The organism is Aeribacillus sp. FSL K6-8394 (assembly GCF_038008865.1).
Taxonomy (GTDB): Bacteria; Bacillota; Bacilli; order Bacillales; family Aeribacillaceae; genus Aeribacillus; species Aeribacillus composti.
This window is the reverse complement of record NZ_JBBPAA010000002.1, coordinates 72,500-90,000: the sequence shown is the minus strand read 5'-3', so window position 1 is coordinate 90,000 and position 17,501 is coordinate 72,500. Positions and strand designations below refer to the sequence as shown.

Sequence of the window (17,501 nt, the reverse complement as noted above, 5' to 3'; positions counted from 1 at the left end):
CCCTTGAGGCTAGCCCTAAAGCTATTTCGGAGAGAACCAGCTATCTCCAAGTTCGATTGGCATTTCACCCCTACCCACACCTCATCCCCGCACTTTTCAACGTGCGTGGGTTCGGGCCTCCAGCAAGTGTTACCTTGCCTTCACCCTGGACATGGGTAGATCACCTGGTTTCGGGTCTGCGACCTCGTACTATTTCGCCCTCTTCAGACTCGCTTTCGCTGCGGCTCCGCCTTTCGGCTTAACCTTGCACGAAATCGCAACTCGCCGGTTCATTCTACAAAAGGCACGCCATCACCCGTTAATGGGCTCTGACTACTTGTAGGCACACGGTTTCAGGTTCTCTTTCACTCCCCTCCCGGGGTGCTTTTCACCTTTCCCTCACGGTACTGGTTCACTATCGGTCACTAGGGAGTATTTAGCCTTGGGAGATGGTCCTCCCTGCTTCCGACGGGATTTCACGTGTCCCGCCGTACTCAGGATCCACTCGGGAGGGAACGGAGTTTCGACTACAGGGTTGTTACCTTCTCTGACGGGCCTTTCCAGACCTCTTCGTCTACCCCGTTCCTTTGTCACTCCTTAATCGAGTGTCCTACAACCCCAAGAGGCACGCCTCTTGGTTTGGGCTGTTCCCGTTTCGCTCGCCGCTACTCAGGGAATCGCTGTTGCTTTCTCTTCCTCCGGGTACTTAGATGTTTCAGTTCCCCGGGTTGCCCTCCATACCCTATGGATTCAGGTATGGATACTGCCCCATTACGGACAGTGGGTTCCCCCATTCGGACATCTCCGGATCGACGCTTACTTACAGCTCCCCGAAGCATTTCGGTGTTTGTCCCGTCCTTCATCGGCTCCTAGTGCCAAGGCATCCACCGTGCGCCCTTTCTAACTTAACCGTTTCTTCCTAACATGAGCGATCTATTCGTGAATGTCTTTCCGTTATCCAGTTTTCAAAGAACAATCAAGAAGGATATGATCCTTCAAAACTAAACAAAACGGAAAAGCGTACCTTTTTCAATGTATATATCCTTAGAAAGGAGGTGATCCAGCCGCACCTTCCGATACGGCTACCTTGTTACGACTTCACCCCAATCATTTGTCCCACCTTCGGCGGCTGGCTCCCGTAAGGGTTACCCCACCGACTTCGGGTGTTACAAACTCTCGTGGTGTGACGGGCGGTGTGTACAAGACCCGGGAACGTATTCACCGCGGCATGCTGATCCGCGATTACTAGCGATTCCGGCTTCATGCAGGCGAGTTGCAGCCTGCAATCCGAACTGAGAGTGGTTTTTTGGGATTCGCTCCACCTCGCGGTTTCGCTGCCCTTTGTACCACCCATTGTAGCACGTGTGTAGCCCAGGTCATAAGGGGCATGATGATTTGACGTCATCCCCACCTTCCTCCGACTTTTAGCCGGCAGTCACCTTAGAGTGCCCAACTGAATGCTGGCAACTAAGGTCAAGGGTTGCGCTCGTTGCGGGACTTAACCCAACATCTCACGACACGAGCTGACGACAACCATGCACCACCTGTCACCCTGTCCCCGAAAGGGGAACGCCCTATCTCTAGGGTTGTCAGGGGATGTCAAGACCTGGTAAGGTTCTTCGCGTTGCTTCGAATTAAACCACATGCTCCACCGCTTGTGCGGGTCCCCGTCAATTCCTTTGAGTTTCAGCCTTGCGGCCGTACTCCCCAGGCGGAGTGCTTAATGCGTTTGCTGCAGCACTAAAGGGTGGATACCCTCTAACACTTAGCACTCATCGTTTACGGCGTGGACTACCAGGGTATCTAATCCTGTTCGCTCCCCACGCTTTCGCGCCTCAGCGTCAGTTACAGGCCAGAGAGCCGCCTTCGCCACTGGTGTTCCTCCACATCTCTACGCATTTCACCGCTACACGTGGAATTCCGCTCCCCTCTCCTGCACTCAAGTTCCCCAGTTTCCAATGGCCGCTCGCGGTTGAGCCGCGAGATTTCACATCAGACTTAAGGAACCGCCTGCGCGCGCTTTACGCCCAATAATTCCGGACAACGCTTGCCACCTACGTATTACCGCGGCTGCTGGCACGTAGTTAGCCGTGGCTTCCTCGTCAGGTACCGTCAAGGTACCGCCCTGTTCGAACGGTACTTGTTCTTCCCTGACAACAGAGCTTTACGATCCGAAGACCTTCTTCGCTCACGCGGCGTTGCTCCGTCAGACTTTCGTCCATTGCGGAAGATTCCCTACTGCTGCCTCCCGTAGGAGTCTGGGCCGTGTCTCAGTCCCAGTGTGGCCGGTCACCCTCTCAGGTCGGCTACGCATCGTCGCCTTGGTGAGCCGTTACCTCACCAACTAGCTAATGCGCCGCGGGCCCATCCTGCAGTGACAGCTAAAAGCCGCCTTTCAACCGAAAACCATGCGGTTTTCGGTGTTATCCGGTATTAGCTCCGGTTTCCCGAAGTTATCCCAGTCTGCAGGGCAGGTTGCCCACGTGTTACTCACCCGTCCGCCGCTAACCTAAAGGAGCAAGCTCCCTTCGGTCCGCTCGACTTGCATGTATTAGGCACGCCGCCAGCGTTCGTCCTGAGCCAGGATCAAACTCTCCAAAAAAAGTTTGTCACCAAATGCTCTTGTCAGAATCAACAGGCACGCTTTTCGTTTTGTTCAGTTTTCAAAGATCATGTTGAAAAAAAAGACGACTTTTTTATAATAACCTTAAATTTTTATTTTGTCAACAGATTTTTTTATCATTGTATCATTGGTCATCAATAAGGACGGGTATTAATATAACACCATTTTCATAACAAATCAATAGTTTTGCATAAAAAAATTTATTTTATATAAAAAAATTCACTAGCGTCGCATTAAAATAATTTAACACCTTCAAATAAACCGAATTTTCTGAAACATAATCTAAACACAAAAAAATCCTTTATAATGGTTGGGTGGTAGTAAACCATCCAAATCCAATACAAAGGACAAAAGCATGGATAAGTTTACACGAAAAACATCATTTGAACAATGGTTTTCACCGATTAATCGTCCATTATTTGACGACCTAGTGAAAACACATCAATTAAATCACTATACCAAGAAGCTTTATATGGCTTCATTTATGAAACTGCTTTTGTATGCAGGGCTCCATGAAACCGAGAGTTTACGGGCGCTGAGTGACGCTGTCTTTTTAGAAGAATTACAACGAGCAACGGGATTGGAATCGATTAGTTTTTCACAGTTAGGGAGACGAATCAACGCCATTCCAACGGTTTTCTTTCAATCGATTTTTCTTAATTTAGTGGCTCAAATTCATGAGAAAACACATTTTCAAAAGCGAAGAAAGCTGACAACGCCACTAAAAATCATTGATTCGAGTACATTACCGCTTAATTTGACCAATCATAAGTGGGCAGAGTTTCGAAAAACAAAATCAGGAGTAAAGCTTCACTTACGACTTGTTTTTATGGAAAAAGGACTCTCCTATCCAGATCAAGCCGTACTCACGAATGCCAACGAACATGATCGTGGTCAACTAGAAGTATTCGTGGATGACAAAGAATGCATGTACGTGTTTGATCGTGGTTACTTGGATTATGGGCGCTTTGATCAAATGACGGAAGATGGCTATTTCTTTGTGACCCGTTTGCGTAAAAACGCTGTTGTCCGAGTGTTAGAATCCTTTTCGTTACCAGAAGATTCACCCGTATTCTCTGATGAAATGGTTGTCATTGGAACACCACAAAATCGTTCTGAAAACGTGTTTCGCTTACTCAAATTGCATGATACAAAAGGAAATGAGCTTCATTTACTGACAAATCGGTTTGACATGGACGCAGATGAAATTGCAGAAACCTACCAATCACGTTGGGCAATCGAACTTTTTTTCAAATGGATGAAACAACATCTGAACATTAAAAAGTTTTTTGGTCACAGTGAACAAGCTGTACACAATCAAGTGTACGTAGCCATGATAGTGTACTGTCTGAATGTTTTAGCTCAGTTGAACACAAATAGCGAACGCAGTTACTTACAAATTAGTCGCTATTTGAAGGCTTCTTTGTGGAAATCCGCTCACATTTGGTTACGAAAAATCGAAGGAAACGGCGTCCCATAAAGGTTTGCCAGTCGTTGTTGCACAAGTCATAGGTTATAGTAAAAAAATGGATGTTTACTACCCTCGCTTAGGTGTTTTCGTTTTTTCTCTAAAGTCCAGAAAAAAATAAAACTGAAAATTCAGACATCATTTATGCGACGGTAGTGAAAAAAATTATTCCATTTCCAGCAGGAAGACAAAAGGGAGACAGCCGTCTCCCTTTTGAAAATCATCATTTGTTTCTCATCTGCGGGAATAAAAGAACATCGCGAATAGACGGAGAATTGGTTAAAAGCATAACTAATCTGTCAATGCCAATGCCAAGCCCACCTGTTGGAGGCATGCCATATTCAAGAGCTTCAATGAAATCTTCGTCCATCATATGCGCCTCGTCATTTCCCTGCTCTCTTTCTTTTAATTGAGCTTCAAAGCGTTCACGTTGATCAATAGGATCGTTTAATTCCGTAAAGGCATTTGCATGCTCGCGGCCGACAATAAACAATTCAAAGCGATCTGTGAATCTTGGATCCGCTTCATTCTTTTTGGCGAGCGGAGAAATTTCAACAGGGTGACCGTAAATAAATGTCGGCTGAATTAGTTTATCCTCCACCTTTTGCTCGAAGAACTCATTGACAATATGGCCGTATTGCATATTTTCGTTAATTTCTACTCCGTGTTCTTCAGCTAATGCCCGAGCTTCTTCGGCAGATGTGACATTCCAAAAATCAACATTTGTATATTCTTTAATCGCATCTACCATGTGAAGTCTCTTCCATTTTGGTTTCAAGTCCACTTCATATTCATCGTATTGGATTGTCGTTGTACCTAATACTTCTTGTGCAATATGAGCAATCATGTTTTCTGTCAATTCCATAATATCATGGAAATCTGCATACGCCTCGTACAGTTCAAGCATGGTGAATTCAGGATTATGTCTTGTTGAAACGCCTTCGTTGCGGAAAACGCGGCCGATTTCATAAACTTTTTCTAAACCGCCGACAATCAGCCTTTTCAAGTGAAGCTCAATCGCAATTCTCATGTACAAAGGCATATCCAAAGCATTATGATGAGTGATAAACGGGCGTGCTGCCGCTCCTCCAGCAATGGAGTGCATCATTGGTGTTTCTACTTCCAAATACCCGTGACTGTCTAAATAACGGCGCATGGATTGGATAATTTTGCTTCTTGTTATAAATGTGTTTTTGCTGTCAGGGTTCATAATAAGATCTAAATAGCGCTGGCGGTAGCGCTGTTCAATATCTTTAAGGCCATGGTATTTATCAGGAAGAGGGCGCAAAGCTTTCGTGAGCAGCACAAATTCCGTTGCTTTGACCGAGAGCTCGCCTACTTTTGTTTTAAAAACCGTTCCCTTCACGCCAACAAGATCACCTAAGTCAGCCATGTTAAAAATTTCATATTGATCCTCGCCGACGCTGTCCTTCCGAACATAAATTTGAATTTGGCCCGACAAATCTTGGATATGGGCGAAACCTGCTTTCCCTTTTCCGCGTTTTGTCATAATTCTGCCAGCTATAGAAACGAAAATGTTTTTTTCTTCAAGTTCTTCCTTTGTAAACTCGCCGTACTGCTCTTTTAGTTCAATCGCCTGATGCGAGCGTTCAAATTTTTTTCCGAAAGGGTCGATTCCTTTATCTTTTAATGCATGAAGCTTTTCCCTGCGAACCTGCAATTGATCATTCAACTCTTCTTGGTTATGCAAACCTTCTTTGCTCATACGTATCCACTCCAATAATCTTAAAATTTAACATAGAAAACTGCCAGATTACTGGCAGCCGTCAAAGTATAAGAGAAAGCAGATTGTCTTTATGCGGATTGACGCTCTTTCTCTTCCACTTCACTTGCAAAACGTTCAAGAAGGGAGACCAGTTCTTCTTTTGTTTCACAGTTATTAATAGCATTTCTCACTTTTGCATTGCCTCGAATACCTTTTAAATACCAAGCGGCATGTTTACGCATCTCTCTAACAGCGATGTGCTCACCTTTTAAATTGATTAAACGTTCTAAATGCAGTTTGCATACATCAATCTTTTCTCGAACTGTCGGCTCTTCAATTAATTCTCCCGTTTCTAAATATTTAACAGTGCGATAGATCATCCATGGGTTGCCTAATGCAGCACGGCCGATCATAACCCCGTCTGCACCCGTCTCGTCCAGCATTCTCTTTGCATCTTGAGGGGTTTTGACATCCCCGTTGCCAATCACCGGAATATTCACAGCCTGCTTAACTTCTCTAATAATGTCCCAGTTGGCTTCTCCCTCATACATTTGAACACGGGTTCGTCCATGCAATGCAACAGCCTTGCCCCCTGCCCGCTCAACGGCTTGGGCATTTTCCACCGCATAAATATGTTCTTCATCCCAACCCATGCGCATTTTGACAGTTACCGGTTTTTTCACTGCATCCACAACAGCGGCAACCATGTCATAAATTTTATTGGGATCAAGAAGCCATTTTGCTCCGGCATCACATTTCGTAATTTTCGGTACAGGACAGCCCATGTTAATATCGATGATATCTGCTGTTGTATTGTTATCGACAAATTTTGCCGCTTCCACTAATGTTTCTTTTTCACCGCCAAAAATTTGCAAGCTTAATGGTTTTTCCCGTTCATCAATATAGAGCATGTCCATTGTTTTCGCATTTTTATATAAAATGGCTTTATCGCTGACCATTTCAGCACAAACTAAACCCGCTCCAAATTCTTTGACCGTCAGCCGAAAAGCCGAATTGCATACGCCGGCCATCGGAGCAAGCACAACACGGTTTTTCAATTGAATATCTCCTATTTTAAACAATTTCACCTGCCTCCTTTATTTTTCAGTATCCTCAGGCATCAGCTCGTTCACGCTTACATTCAGCTTAGCAGCAATAATTTCTACTAATTCCTTGCTGGGAAGTCTGTTGCCCCTTTCAACTTCACCAAGAACCGATACAGAAACGCCTAAGTCTTTTGCAAGGCTTTCTTGTGTATAGCCTTTTAGCTTTCTAAAAGCGCGAATCCTTCTTCCCCATTTTTCTGCTTCCATATTCGCACTCCTTTTTTATCTTTTAATTGATCTATTAAAACCAGTAAAGAACGATGCTGATTAGGCCATTGTACATCTTGATCAATTTCAAACAAAGGAATCAATACGAAAGATCTTTCAAACATTCTCGGATGAGGTATGGTAAGCTGTTCTGTTTCAATATTTTCGTTATTATATAATAAAATGTCAAGGTCTATCGTTCTAGGCCCCCATTTAACTTCCCTTGATCTTCCTAAATCATATTCGATTTTTTGCGTAAATGCCAGCAGCTCATACGGCGTGAAATTCGTCGCGATTTTAATGACCATGTTCAAAAACAATTCTTGGTCAATATAACCAACCGGATCGGTTTCATAAATAGAAGACATTTTGATAACCTCAACATCTGGATGCCTGTTCAATTGATTGATGCTTTCTTCCAAATAATATTCCCGATCGCCGATATTCGATCCTAAAGAAATATATGCATAGTTTTTCATGTTCTTCCCCTTTTGATTTCTACTGCTACAGACTTGTAATGACCCGGGATTGGCGGATCCGGCTTTACCACTTTTACTGTGCAATACAAAACAGTCGAAAACTCTTTTAACAGTTCAGATGCTAAATTTTCTGCAACGGCTTCAATAAGCTTATAGGGCTTGCCTTCCACAATTTCCTTACAAATCGTGTACACTTTCGCATAATTCACTGTATCATCTAGTTCATCCGTTTTTCCTGCTTGCTTTAGATCCGTCTCTAAAATAACATCAACTCGAAATCGTTGTCCAAGTTTATTCTCTTCAGGATAAACGCCATGATAGCCCCAAAACTCCATTCCCGTTACATAGATCTTATCAATCGTGATCGCGCCCCTTTCCGAGCATCGCATCCATCATTTTCACCATCCGCGCAATCGGTTTAACGTCATGAACCCGAACGAATTGGCAGCCCTTTTGCACTCCTAAGCATACGGTAGCCGCTGTGCCTTCCATACGCTCCTCTACCGGTAGATCGAGAACTCGTCCGATAAATCTTTTTCTCGACGTACCCAGCAAAACAGGGAAACCAAGGTTTGTAAATTCCTCCAGATGACGCATGACGTGGAGATTATCTTCAAAAGTTTTGGCAAAACCGATTCCTGGATCAAGGATGATTTGTTCGTCCCGAACGCCTGCTTTTTTGGCGATCTCGACACTTTCCATTAAATCGGAAATCATGTCTTTAATCAGATCATTATACCCTTCTTTTTCTCGATTGTGCATTAGAATGATTGGTACGTTATATTCTGCTGCCACGCGAGCGATGTCCGGCTCTTTTTTCGCCCCCCAAACATCATTGATGATGGTTGCTCCAGCTTCCACCGCTTTTTTTGCCACATTCGCTTTGTACGTATCAATGGAAATAGGAACATGAATTTCTTTTGATAATTTTTCAATGACTGGAAGGACTCTGGCCAGCTCCTCCTCTTCTGAAACGGGTTCATGGCCCGGACGGGTTGATTCACCCCCGACATCAATGATATCGGCGCCATTTTCCACCATTTCTTTTGCATGCTTTAAAGCTTTCTCGATATCGTTAAATTTTCCGCCGTCCGAAAAAGAATCAGGCGTAACGTTTAATATTCCCATTACTTGGGTTTTATCTTCGTAGTGTAATTGATATGGTCCGCACTGTAATATTTTTTCTTTCTCTATTACACCCATTGTTCATCACCCACTTCGAATTCAGATCTTGTCAAAATATGCTGCCGCACCTTCTTATAAATGGTGATTAATCGATTGGTCAAAATTCCCTGTTCACCTGCAAATGCAGTCTGACCAATATGTGTAATTGGGACAATCTCCTGCAAGGAATTTGTGATAAAAGCTTCTTGTGCAGATAACAGATGATCCAATGGATACAATCCTTCTTCATAAGGGATGCGATGTTTTTCAAGGATGGTTAACACGAACTGTCTAGTAATTCCGTTTAATATTCCTGTGCTGACAGCCGGTGTATAGACGGTGTTGTTTTTTACCCAAAAAATGTTGGAAACAATCCCTTCTGCGACATATCCTGAATGTGTTAAAAATATACCTTCCGTTTTCGGATGATCTCCAATTTCTCTTTTTGCCAGCACATTATTTAAAAAATGGTGCGATTTTATGCGAAATGATCCTTCCGGCGTGTTTCGCCGAACCGAAAGAATGACCCCCTGTTTTGTCAATCTTTCCGGCAAATTTAACTCTTTTATAAAAAAGATTAACACCGGATTTTTATAAGGAGCCGCCGACAACCCCAGCTCCTCTGCACCTGCTGAAACATTTATCCGGATATATGCATTATTTAAATGATTTAATTCAAGCAGTCTTTTAATAATTTGTTCTGCTTCCGAGTAAGAAAGAGAAAAATCTATGCCAAGCTCGCGAACCGCTGCATTTAAGCGATCGATATGATCATACAGTAAAAATGGATGACCGTTATAAGTCCTTAATGTTTCAAAAGCGCCGATTCCGTATAAAAATCCATGATCGAACGGAGAAATATGCAGCTCATCCTGCTTTTTATATTCACCATTTACATATAAGTACACTTTTATACACTCTTTTCTTCCGTACGATAATAGGAAAGGAAATGCTTTAACATCAGTTTTCCATGTTCAGTCATAATTGATTCCGGATGAAACTGCACGCCTTCAACCTGCAAAGATTTATGGCGGATTCCCATAATCTCTCCGTCATTCGTCCATGCTGAAATTTCAAAGCAATCCGGAAGCGTTTCTTTTTTGACAATTAAAGAGTGGTACCTTGTAGCGGTGAACGGGTTGTCTAAGCCGTCGAAAATAGTTTTTCCGTCATGATAAATTTGCGATGTTTTCCCGTGCATTAATTTGTCTGCGCGAACAACATCCCCACCGAACACTTGAGCTATTGATTGATGACCTAAGCATACGCCAAAAATCGGAATTTTCCCTGCGAAATACTTAATTGCCTCCATGCTGATCCCCGCCTCATTCGGCGTACACGGACCGGGAGAAATCATCAAATAGGCTGGATTGAGCTGTTCAATTTCCTCAATCGTAATTTCATCATTTCGTCTGACAACAAGCTCTTCGCCGAGCTCACCAAGGTATTGGACTAAATTGTACGTAAAAGAATCATAGTTATCAATCATTAAAATCATCTCTTCTCACCTCTAACTAACTTATTCTCATCTTCGCTCAAATCTTTTGCTTTCCATAACGCTTTTGCTTTTTTCAAACACTCTTTATATTCATATTCTGCAACAGAATCAATGACGATTCCAGCACCTGCTTGCACATAACCCCAACCGTTTTTAGCCAGTAGCGTCCGTATTACAATATTAAATTCTAAATCTCCATTAAAGCCGAGCCAGCCGATCGAACCAGTATATAACCCTCTTCTAGTCGGCTCCAGCTCTTCAATTATTTCCATTGTTCGAACCTTCGGCGCTCCCGTGATTGTGCCGCCCGGAAATACAGCACGCATAATGTCGTAAAATCCTTTTCCTTCTTGCAGCTCGCCACGAACATTTGACACGATATGAATGACATGTGAATATTTCTCAATAGCCATCAGTTCGTTAACTTCAACACTGCCATATTTACATACCCGCCCTAGATCATTTCGTTCTAAATCTACAAGCATGATATGTTCTGCACGTTCTTTTTCATTGGTGATTAATTCCTCAGAAAGCTGGCGGTCTTCTTCATCGCTTCTTCCTCTTGATCTCGTTCCAGCAATCGGACGGGTATTCAGTACATTTCCCCTCTTTTTTATGAGCAGCTCTGGAGATCCACTGGCAATTTGAAACTCAGGAGTATGAATATAGGCCATATATGGGGATGGGTTAATTTTCCGTAATGCTTTATAAATTTCAAACGGATGCGTCGAAAGCGGTTTTGCTTGTCTGACGGATAAGTTGACTTGAAATACATCACCGCTTGCAATATAATCCTTTACTCTTTCAACAGCTTTTTTAAACGGCTGTTCCATAAACATTATCGGCTCATAGCTGAGATCAGCTGAATTCGTATAGCTGAAAATCGTTTCCTCACTTTGCTTACACCATAAAGCTTTCATTTCTTCCAGCCGCTTTTGTGCAGCATCTTTTTCCCCATGTTTATGATACGTTATCAGCCAAAGTGTTTTTTCAGTATGATCAAAAACGGCGATATCTTGAAAAACGATAAAATAAATGTCGGGCACGTGTAAATCGTCCACAGCTATATTGGGTAATTTTTCGAAATAACGAACTGCATCATAGCTAATAAAGCCGATAGCGCCTCCTTGAAAGTCGGGAAGGGAAGGATCGCTTTCACATTTAAACTGTTTCATCCATCCTTCAAAGAGCAAGAGCGGATTTCCTTCCTTTACTTCTTTTTTGTTTTCGCTATAGATCGTAATTGCCCCGTTTTTTCCTTGTATGACGGCAAAAGGGTTTAAACCAGCTATGCTGTAGCGGCCGCCTCTTCCGCTTTCGAGAAGAGCGTAATGTTGTTGTTGTTTTGCCAGCGTTTCAAAGCGATTGAAAAATCGTTCTTTTTCAAAAGGTATTTGGACTGCCAGCAGTTTTCTCACAGATTCCATCGTTCACTCTCCTTCACCCATAAACTTATTTTACAACAAGAAGGAGAGCTTGGCATCAACAGTATTATTTTTCCCCTTCACATAAAATCCAAAAGGCTGCCGACAAATTTCGTCGACAGCCTTTAAACTATTATTCATTCTATTATTCTTCGTCAAACTTATATAATGGAGTACTTAAATATCTTTCTCCATTACTTGGGATGACTGCTAGTACCTTTTTGCCTTTTCCTAGCTCTTTCGCCACTTTCAATGCAGAGAAAATGGCAGCACCTGAAGAAATTCCGCCTAATACTCCTTCTTCTCTCGCAGCTTTTCTAGCGGTTTCAAAAGCTTGCTCAGTTGTAACAGTAATGACTTCATCATAAATCTCTGTATTTAAAATATCCGGAACAAATCCTGCTCCAATACCTTGAATTTTATGCGGACCTGGTTTTCCGCCCGATAATACAGGTGAATCAGCCGGCTCAACAGCATAAATTTTTATGTTCGGATATTTTTCTCTTAATACTTGACCAGCACCAGTAATCGTACCTCCAGTACCGATTCCGGCGACAAATGCATCCAATTGATCGCCCATTTGCTCAACGATTTCCGGGCCAGTTGTTAAACGGTGAATTTCTACATTTGCACGGTTTTTAAATTGCTGCGGCATGAAATAGCCGTGTTTTTCCGCAAGCTCTTCTGCTTTTTTAATAGCCCCTTTCATGCCTTCTGGACCAGGAGTTAAAACAAGCTCTGCTCCATATGCACGCAATAAATTACGGCGCTCTAAACTCATTGTTTCAGGCATAACTAAAATAGCATGTAAACCTTTTGCAGCTGCCACCATAGCTAAACCGATCCCTGTGTTTCCGCTTGTCGGTTCGATAATTGTGTCTCCAGGTTTTAGTTTGCCTTCTTTTTCTGCCGCTTCAATCATTGCTAATGCAATACGGTCTTTTACACTTGATCCGGGGTTGAAAAATTCAAGCTTTAAATAAACGTCTGCGCTGTCCTCTTCTACAATTTTTCCTAATTTTACAACGGGGGTCTTTCCAATTAGATCTAATATAGAGTTTGCAACAACTGCCATCTTATACACCTCTATTTCCGAGTAATTATATTGGTTTTATTGAAAATAATATACCAATAAATTTATGAATTGTCAATCTTTTTCTTCATTTTTCATAAAACCATGTTACGCCGATGTCATCCCACAGCTGCTTTGCTGATACATTTCCTTCCATCTGTTCCAAAGCGATTTGCCTGCGAATCTGATCCTTTACTTCGTCAAACTCCAGCTGTATTCCTTTTATTTTCTCATGCAAAAATATAATCGCATATCCTCTTTCCAGCGGTATTGGGTCCGACCACTCATTGACTTTCATTGTTTTAGCTTGTTCAATATATTCCGGCGGTACATCGCTGGAACTTTCGGAAACATAACCAAGATCTCCGCCTTCTTTCGCCGTCAACTGATCCTTGGACCGTTCAGCGGCAATCCCTTCAAAGCTTGATCCGCCTTTTAATTCATTTATAATTTGTTGGACTTCCTTTTTTGAATCAACCACGATATGGGAAAGATGGTACATGTCATTCATAATATATTGATGTTTATTTTCTTCATAAAATTTCTTCAATTCATTCTCACTAATGTTGGCATCTTTCGTTAAAAGCTCTTCTAATAAAATACTATAGCGAATTTGTTTTCTTAGTTCTTTGTCATTAAGCACGCTATCGCCGTATGATTGAGACGATATTTTATACATTTGCATTTCCCGTTCAACTGTTTTTTCATCTACATCAATATGATTCTTTTTTGCTAGCTCCTCCACAACTTTCACATTGATCATTTCTTCAAGTGTTGTTTTCCCAAATCGTTTTTCCAGTTCATTTAACCATTCCTGCCTTGTAATGCGGCTATCACCGATTTGAGCAACAATTTCATCATTTTCCTCTTTTTGCACTTCTCTTGTATAAGCACTTACCAAAAAGGCAATCGTCACGCAGTTTGTCAATACAAGACTAAAAATTATGACCAAAAGCGCTTTTCTACTCATTCCTCCAGCTCCCTGCCATAATCTATTTTCTAGAAGCCGCTTCTTTTAATTCCTGCAATTCTTCTTTTGAAAACACATATATCTCATTACAAAAATGGCATTGAGCTTCAGCTTTTTCATCCTCATCGATGATTTGTTGAATTTCCTCTTCTCCTAGGCTGATAATGGCACTGGCAAACCTATCTTTAGAACAGCTGCAGTGGAAGCTGACAGGCATGCGATCGATCACTTTCACATTCCCTTCGCCCAGGACGCCTTCCAATATTTCTTCAGGAGTCAGCCCTTTTTGAATTTGCTTAGAGATCGGCTCTATTGTTTGTAATCGCGTCTCAATTTCCGCAATGATTGATTCTTCAGTTCCCGGCATGAGCTGAATAATAAATCCGCCAGCAGCCAGAACAGAGTTATCAGGGTTGACTAAAACTCCCACTCCTACTGAAGACGGGACTTGCTCTGACGTCACTAAATAATAGGCAAAATCTTCTCCCAGCTCGCCGGAAATAATAGGAACTTTCCCCGAAAAATGCTCCCTTAAACCTAAATCCTTTACAATCGACAATGTACCGTTTCTCCCGACTGCACGGGCTACATCCAGTTTGCCGTGTTTATTTAATTCAAAATGGGTCTTAGGATTAGATACATAACCTCTCACTTGACCTTTTGAATTACTGTCAATGACAATGGCTCCTATTGGACCTCCGCCTTCTATTTTTATCGTTAGCTTCTCATCACCCTTTAGCATTGAACTCATCATCACGCCGGCTGTCATTGCTCTTCCAAGAGCAGCGGTGGCTGTCGGCCATGTTTGGTGGCGGCGTTGAGCTTCACTCACTGTATCAGTCGTCTTCACTGCATATGCTCGCACTCCTCCGCCATAGGCTAAAGATTTGACTAAATAATCGTTCATTTGTTTCCTACTCCCTTCCGAGATTTCGTTCGTAAATTAACCGCAAGCCTGTTAATGTTAACAATGGATCAACGATTTCGATCATGTCAGACTCATTGGCGATTAGCCCGGCTAGACCGCCTGTAGCAATAACTCTCGGTTCCTTTTTAGCTTGCGCTTTCATCCTTCTGACAATTCCTTCTACTTGACCAACATAGCCGAATAAAATTCCTGATTGCATGGCGGCTACTGTATTTTTCCCAATAATATGGTCAGGTTTGGCGATTTCGATTCTAGGAAGCTTCGCGGCTTTTGAGTATAAAGCTTCGGTGGAAATGTTAATCCCTGGTGCAATGGCACCGCCTTCATATTGTCCTTTTTCATTAATGTAGCAATAAGTTGTTGCTGTGCCGAAATCAACAATAATAAGCGGACAGCCATATAAATGAACACCGGCAACTGCATTGACGATCCTGTCCGCCCCAACTTCACGCGGATTATCATACTTTATATTAAGACCTGTTTTAATTCCTGGGCCGACAATAAGCGGATCTACATGAAAATATTTCTCGCACATTTTTTCCATGGCATACATAATCGGTGGAACGACAGAAGAAATAATGATTCCCGTTATGTCCGAAAATTTTAATCCTACGTATTCAAACAATGATTTAAACATCATTCCGTATTCATCTTCGGTTTTATGTCGATTGGTTTCAATTCGCCAATGGTAAAGCAATTGTTCTTTTTCGTATACTCCAATCACCGTATTTGTGTTCCCAACATCTAAAGCTAAAATCATGTCCATCACCTTTTCCCTTCGTTCAAGCATTCCCTCATCATCATATCACATATTGATCGCAGCAGGCTGTTATGGAGTACGTGAGCAATAGAAAACCGTCAACTTTAAACAGTTGACGGCTTTATTACTTATTCTTCTTTAAGCTCCGGCTTGATAGAGGGAGACTCATCTTTCTTTGTCTGAATATTGACTTTTACAGCTTCATCTTTTTGATTGCTTTCATCTTTTTTCACATTTTCTGAAGCTGCTTTTTGTTCAGACTTATCAGGCAATGAACCGTGTTCCACCAGATGCTTAATTTGTTCTGCATCAAGTGTTTCCACTTCTAATAACGTTTTTGCAATTAGTTCAAGTTTATCGCGATTTTCTGTCAAAATTCGTTTTGCTTTTTCATAACATTCTTTAATGATGCGCTGAATTTCTAAGTCGATTTCATAAGCAATCGCATCACTATAATTTTGCTCACTTTGGATGTCACGCCCTAAAAAGACTTGGCCTTGAGAGCTTCCAAATTGCAATGGACCCAATTTTTCTGACATTCCAAATTCTGTAACCATTCTGCGCGCAATATTCGTCGCACGCTGGAAGTCGTTATGGGCACCGGTGCTAACCTCACCGAATACAATTTCCTCTGCAACCCGACCGCCAAGCAATCCAGTTATTTTGTCAAGGAGCTCAGGTTTTGTCATGAAATAGCGGTCTTCTTTCGGCAGCATGACAGCATATCCTCCAGCTTGACCCCGAGGAACAATCGTTACTTTATGCACCATTTCCGCCTCATCTAAAACGAGACCGATAACGGTATGTCCTCCTTCATGATAGGCAACAATACGGCGCTCCTTTTCCGAAATAACCCTGCTTTTTTTCGCAGGTCCTGCAATTACACGATCGGTTGCCTCGTCTATATCCGCCATATCGATTTTCTTTTTATTTTGGCGAGCAGCAACGAGAGCAGCCTCATTCAATAGGTTTTCCAAGTCAGCTCCAGAAAAGCCCGGCGTTCTCATCGCAATGTTCCGCAAATTCACCGATTCATCCAACGGTTTATTGCGTGCATGCACTTTGAGCACTGCTTCGCGCCCGTTCACATCCGGACGATCAACCGTAATTTGACGGTCAAATCGACCAGGGCGGAGAAGGGCTGGGTCTAAAATATCCGGACGGTTTGTCGCCGCAATAATAATGATTCCTTCGTTGGAACTAAATCCATCCATCTCAACGAGAAGCTGATTTAACGTTTGTTCACGTTCATCGTGACCGCCGCCTAAACCTGCTCCTCTTTGGCGTCCAACAGCATCAATTTCATCAATAAAAATGATACACGGGGCATTTTTCTTAGCCGTTTCAAACAAATCCCGAACACGAGAAGCACCTACACCGACAAACATCTCGACAAAATCAGAACCGCTTATGGAGAAAAACGGCACACCTGCTTCTCCAGCCACCGCGCGGGCCAGCAATGTTTTACCAGTACCCGGAGGTCCAACTAAAAGAACTCCTTTCGGTATGCGCGCTCCAAGTTCAGAAAACTTGCGGGGATCCTTTAAAAATTCCACTACTTCCACTAGTTCAGCCTTTTCCTCATCGGCTCCTGCAACATCTTTAAATTTTACTTTTTTCTTGTCGTCGTTATACAGCTTTGCCTTGCTCTTCCCGAAGTTCATAACTCGGCTTCCGCCGCCTTGAGCCTGATTGAGCACAAAGAAGAACAAAATAAAGATTATAATAAATGGGATGAGGGATGTGAAAAATTGCACCCATCCGTTTGTATCATCTGCTGGGGACCATTTAACTTCCGTTTGATTTTTTGAAGCAGCAGTATTGATGAGGTTTAATGCGTCATCGCCTGATAAATAGGTGATAAAGTATTGATTTTCTTCATATCCCTTCAGCTGTCCTCTGACTTCATATACTCCTCTTACTGGTTTTAACGTTATATTTTCAACATCTCCGTTTTCCAAATTGGAGATGAAGGTACTATATGTCATTTGTTCAGTTTTTTGGTTACCGCCCTGAAAAAAATTCACAACGCCGATAACCACTAAAAAAATCAGCAAATAAAATATGGTGTTTCGGAAAATCCGATTCATTCCTTAC

General features: G+C 42.5%; 15 protein-coding genes and 2 rRNA genes (1 of these 17 cut by a window edge). 1 reads left to right on the top strand and 16 read right to left on the bottom strand.

What is annotated here, in order from left to right; all coding sequences use genetic code 11:
• Positions 1–890: ribosomal RNA gene (locus tag NSR00_RS12780) — 23S ribosomal RNA — on the bottom strand; it reaches 2,044 nt to the left of the window's first position.
• Positions 891–1,027: 137 nt separating this feature from the next.
• Positions 1,028–2,581, bottom strand: a 16S ribosomal RNA gene (locus tag NSR00_RS12775).
• The 16S and 23S rRNA genes sit together here, the layout of an rRNA operon.
• A 376-nt stretch (positions 2,582–2,957) precedes the next feature.
• Between NSR00_RS12775 and NSR00_RS12770 the strand changes: the two genes are divergently transcribed.
• A complete protein-coding gene (locus tag NSR00_RS12770) occupies positions 2,958–4,082 on the top strand; it encodes an IS4 family transposase (protein ID WP_340789340.1) in 1,125 nt (374 codons plus the stop codon).
• Positions 4,083–4,293: 211 nt separating this feature from the next.
• Here NSR00_RS12770 and lysS read toward each other — a convergent pair whose 3' ends face one another.
• From lysS to ftsH, 14 genes are all read right to left on the bottom strand, one after another.
• The gene (gene lysS / locus NSR00_RS12765; RefSeq protein ID WP_340789338.1) at positions 4,294–5,796 is read right to left on the bottom strand and encodes a lysine--tRNA ligase; all 1,503 of its coding nucleotides are present in this window, start codon (positions 5,794–5,796) and stop codon (positions 4,294–4,296) included.
• A gap of 89 nt (positions 5,797–5,885) precedes the next feature.
• Positions 5,886–6,878: a tRNA dihydrouridine synthase DusB gene (dusB, locus tag NSR00_RS12760; protein WP_063387552.1), complete on the bottom strand. Its 993-nt coding sequence runs from the start codon at positions 6,876–6,878 to the stop codon at positions 5,886–5,888.
• A gap of 15 nt (positions 6,879–6,893) precedes the next feature.
• Positions 6,894–7,109 carry a helix-turn-helix domain-containing protein gene (locus NSR00_RS12755; RefSeq protein WP_063387553.1) on the bottom strand — a complete coding sequence of 72 codons (216 nt, stop codon included), beginning with the start codon at positions 7,107–7,109 and terminating at the stop codon, positions 6,894–6,896.
• On the bottom strand, positions 7,061–7,588 hold the full coding sequence (gene folK, locus NSR00_RS12750; protein WP_066247258.1) for a 2-amino-4-hydroxy-6-hydroxymethyldihydropteridine diphosphokinase: 528 nt from the start codon (positions 7,586–7,588) through the stop codon (positions 7,061–7,063). Before folK ends, NSR00_RS12755 begins: the two co-directional genes overlap by 49 nt.
• Complete coding sequence (gene folB / locus NSR00_RS12745; protein WP_340789862.1) at positions 7,585–7,947, bottom strand: dihydroneopterin aldolase; 363 nt, start codon at positions 7,945–7,947, stop codon at positions 7,585–7,587. Before folB ends, folK begins: the two co-directional genes overlap by 4 nt.
• The gene (gene folP / locus NSR00_RS12740; RefSeq protein WP_340789336.1) at positions 7,943–8,791 is read right to left on the bottom strand and encodes a dihydropteroate synthase; all 849 of its coding nucleotides are present in this window, start codon (positions 8,789–8,791) and stop codon (positions 7,943–7,945) included. Before folP ends, folB begins: the two co-directional genes overlap by 5 nt.
• Positions 8,782–9,660, bottom strand: coding sequence for an aminodeoxychorismate lyase (gene pabC / locus NSR00_RS12735; RefSeq protein ID WP_066247256.1), 879 nt, complete (start codon positions 9,658–9,660; stop codon positions 8,782–8,784). The genes folP and pabC overlap by 10 nt, the downstream gene beginning before the upstream one ends.
• Before the next feature lie 2 nt (positions 9,661–9,662).
• On the bottom strand, positions 9,663–10,250 hold the full coding sequence (pabA, locus tag NSR00_RS12730; RefSeq protein ID WP_339198231.1) for an aminodeoxychorismate/anthranilate synthase component II: 588 nt from the start codon (positions 10,248–10,250) through the stop codon (positions 9,663–9,665).
• Complete coding sequence (gene pabB / locus NSR00_RS12725) at positions 10,247–11,677, bottom strand: aminodeoxychorismate synthase component I (RefSeq protein ID WP_311066718.1); 1,431 nt, start codon at positions 11,675–11,677, stop codon at positions 10,247–10,249. Before pabB ends, pabA begins: the two co-directional genes overlap by 4 nt.
• Before the next feature lie 142 nt (positions 11,678–11,819).
• Entirely contained in the window at positions 11,820–12,749 is a 930-nt protein-coding gene (cysK, locus tag NSR00_RS12720; protein ID WP_066247248.1) for a cysteine synthase A, read from the bottom strand.
• An 85-nt stretch (positions 12,750–12,834) separates the two neighbouring features.
• Positions 12,835–13,716 carry a peptidyl-prolyl cis-trans isomerase gene (locus tag NSR00_RS12715; RefSeq protein ID WP_340789333.1) on the bottom strand — a complete coding sequence of 294 codons (882 nt, stop codon included), beginning with the start codon at positions 13,714–13,716 and terminating at the stop codon, positions 12,835–12,837.
• Between the two features lie 22 nt (positions 13,717–13,738).
• Positions 13,739–14,623, bottom strand: a complete 885-nt coding sequence (gene hslO / locus NSR00_RS12710; RefSeq protein WP_340789331.1) for an Hsp33 family molecular chaperone HslO — start codon at positions 14,621–14,623, stop codon at positions 13,739–13,741.
• A gap of 7 nt (positions 14,624–14,630) precedes the next feature.
• On the bottom strand, positions 14,631–15,404 hold the full coding sequence (locus NSR00_RS12705; protein ID WP_340789861.1) for a type III pantothenate kinase: 774 nt from the start codon (positions 15,402–15,404) through the stop codon (positions 14,631–14,633).
• A 128-nt stretch (positions 15,405–15,532) separates the two neighbouring features.
• Complete coding sequence (gene ftsH / locus NSR00_RS12700; RefSeq protein ID WP_340789330.1) at positions 15,533–17,494, bottom strand: ATP-dependent zinc metalloprotease FtsH; 1,962 nt, start codon at positions 17,492–17,494, stop codon at positions 15,533–15,535.
• Positions 17,495–17,501 lie beyond the last annotated feature (7 nt).

What these genes read in the sequence shown, in the direction of transcription:
- pabB (WP_311066718.1), bottom strand. Translation starts at nt 11,677, where the DNA reads ATGGAATCTGTGAGAAAACTGCTGGCAGTCCAAATACCTTTTGAAAAA.
- NSR00_RS12715 (WP_340789333.1), bottom strand. Translation starts at nt 13,716, where the DNA reads ATGAGTAGAAAAGCGCTTTTGGTCATAATTTTTAGTCTTGTATTGACA.
- cysK (WP_066247248.1), bottom strand. Translation starts at nt 12,749, where the DNA reads ATGGCAGTTGTTGCAAACTCTATATTAGATCTAATTGGAAAGACCCCC.
- NSR00_RS12755 (WP_063387553.1), bottom strand. Translation starts at nt 7,109, where the DNA reads ATGGAAGCAGAAAAATGGGGAAGAAGGATTCGCGCTTTTAGAAAGCTA.
- NSR00_RS12705 (WP_340789861.1), bottom strand. Translation starts at nt 15,404, where the DNA reads ATGATTTTAGCTTTAGATGTTGGGAACACAAATACGGTGATTGGAGTA.
- folK (WP_066247258.1), bottom strand. Translation starts at nt 7,588, where the DNA reads ATGAAAAACTATGCATATATTTCTTTAGGATCGAATATCGGCGATCGG.
- pabA (WP_339198231.1), bottom strand. Translation starts at nt 10,250, where the DNA reads ATGATTTTAATGATTGATAACTATGATTCTTTTACGTACAATTTAGTC.
- ftsH (WP_340789330.1), bottom strand. Translation starts at nt 17,494, where the DNA reads ATGAATCGGATTTTCCGAAACACCATATTTTATTTGCTGATTTTTTTA.
- folP (WP_340789336.1), bottom strand. Translation starts at nt 8,791, where the DNA reads ATGGGTGTAATAGAGAAAGAAAAAATATTACAGTGCGGACCATATCAA.
- NSR00_RS12770 (WP_340789340.1), top strand. Translation starts at nt 2,958, where the DNA reads ATGGATAAGTTTACACGAAAAACATCATTTGAACAATGGTTTTCACCG.
- lysS (WP_340789338.1), bottom strand. Translation starts at nt 5,796, where the DNA reads ATGAGCAAAGAAGGTTTGCATAACCAAGAAGAGTTGAATGATCAATTG.
- hslO (WP_340789331.1), bottom strand. Translation starts at nt 14,623, where the DNA reads ATGAACGATTATTTAGTCAAATCTTTAGCCTATGGCGGAGGAGTGCGA.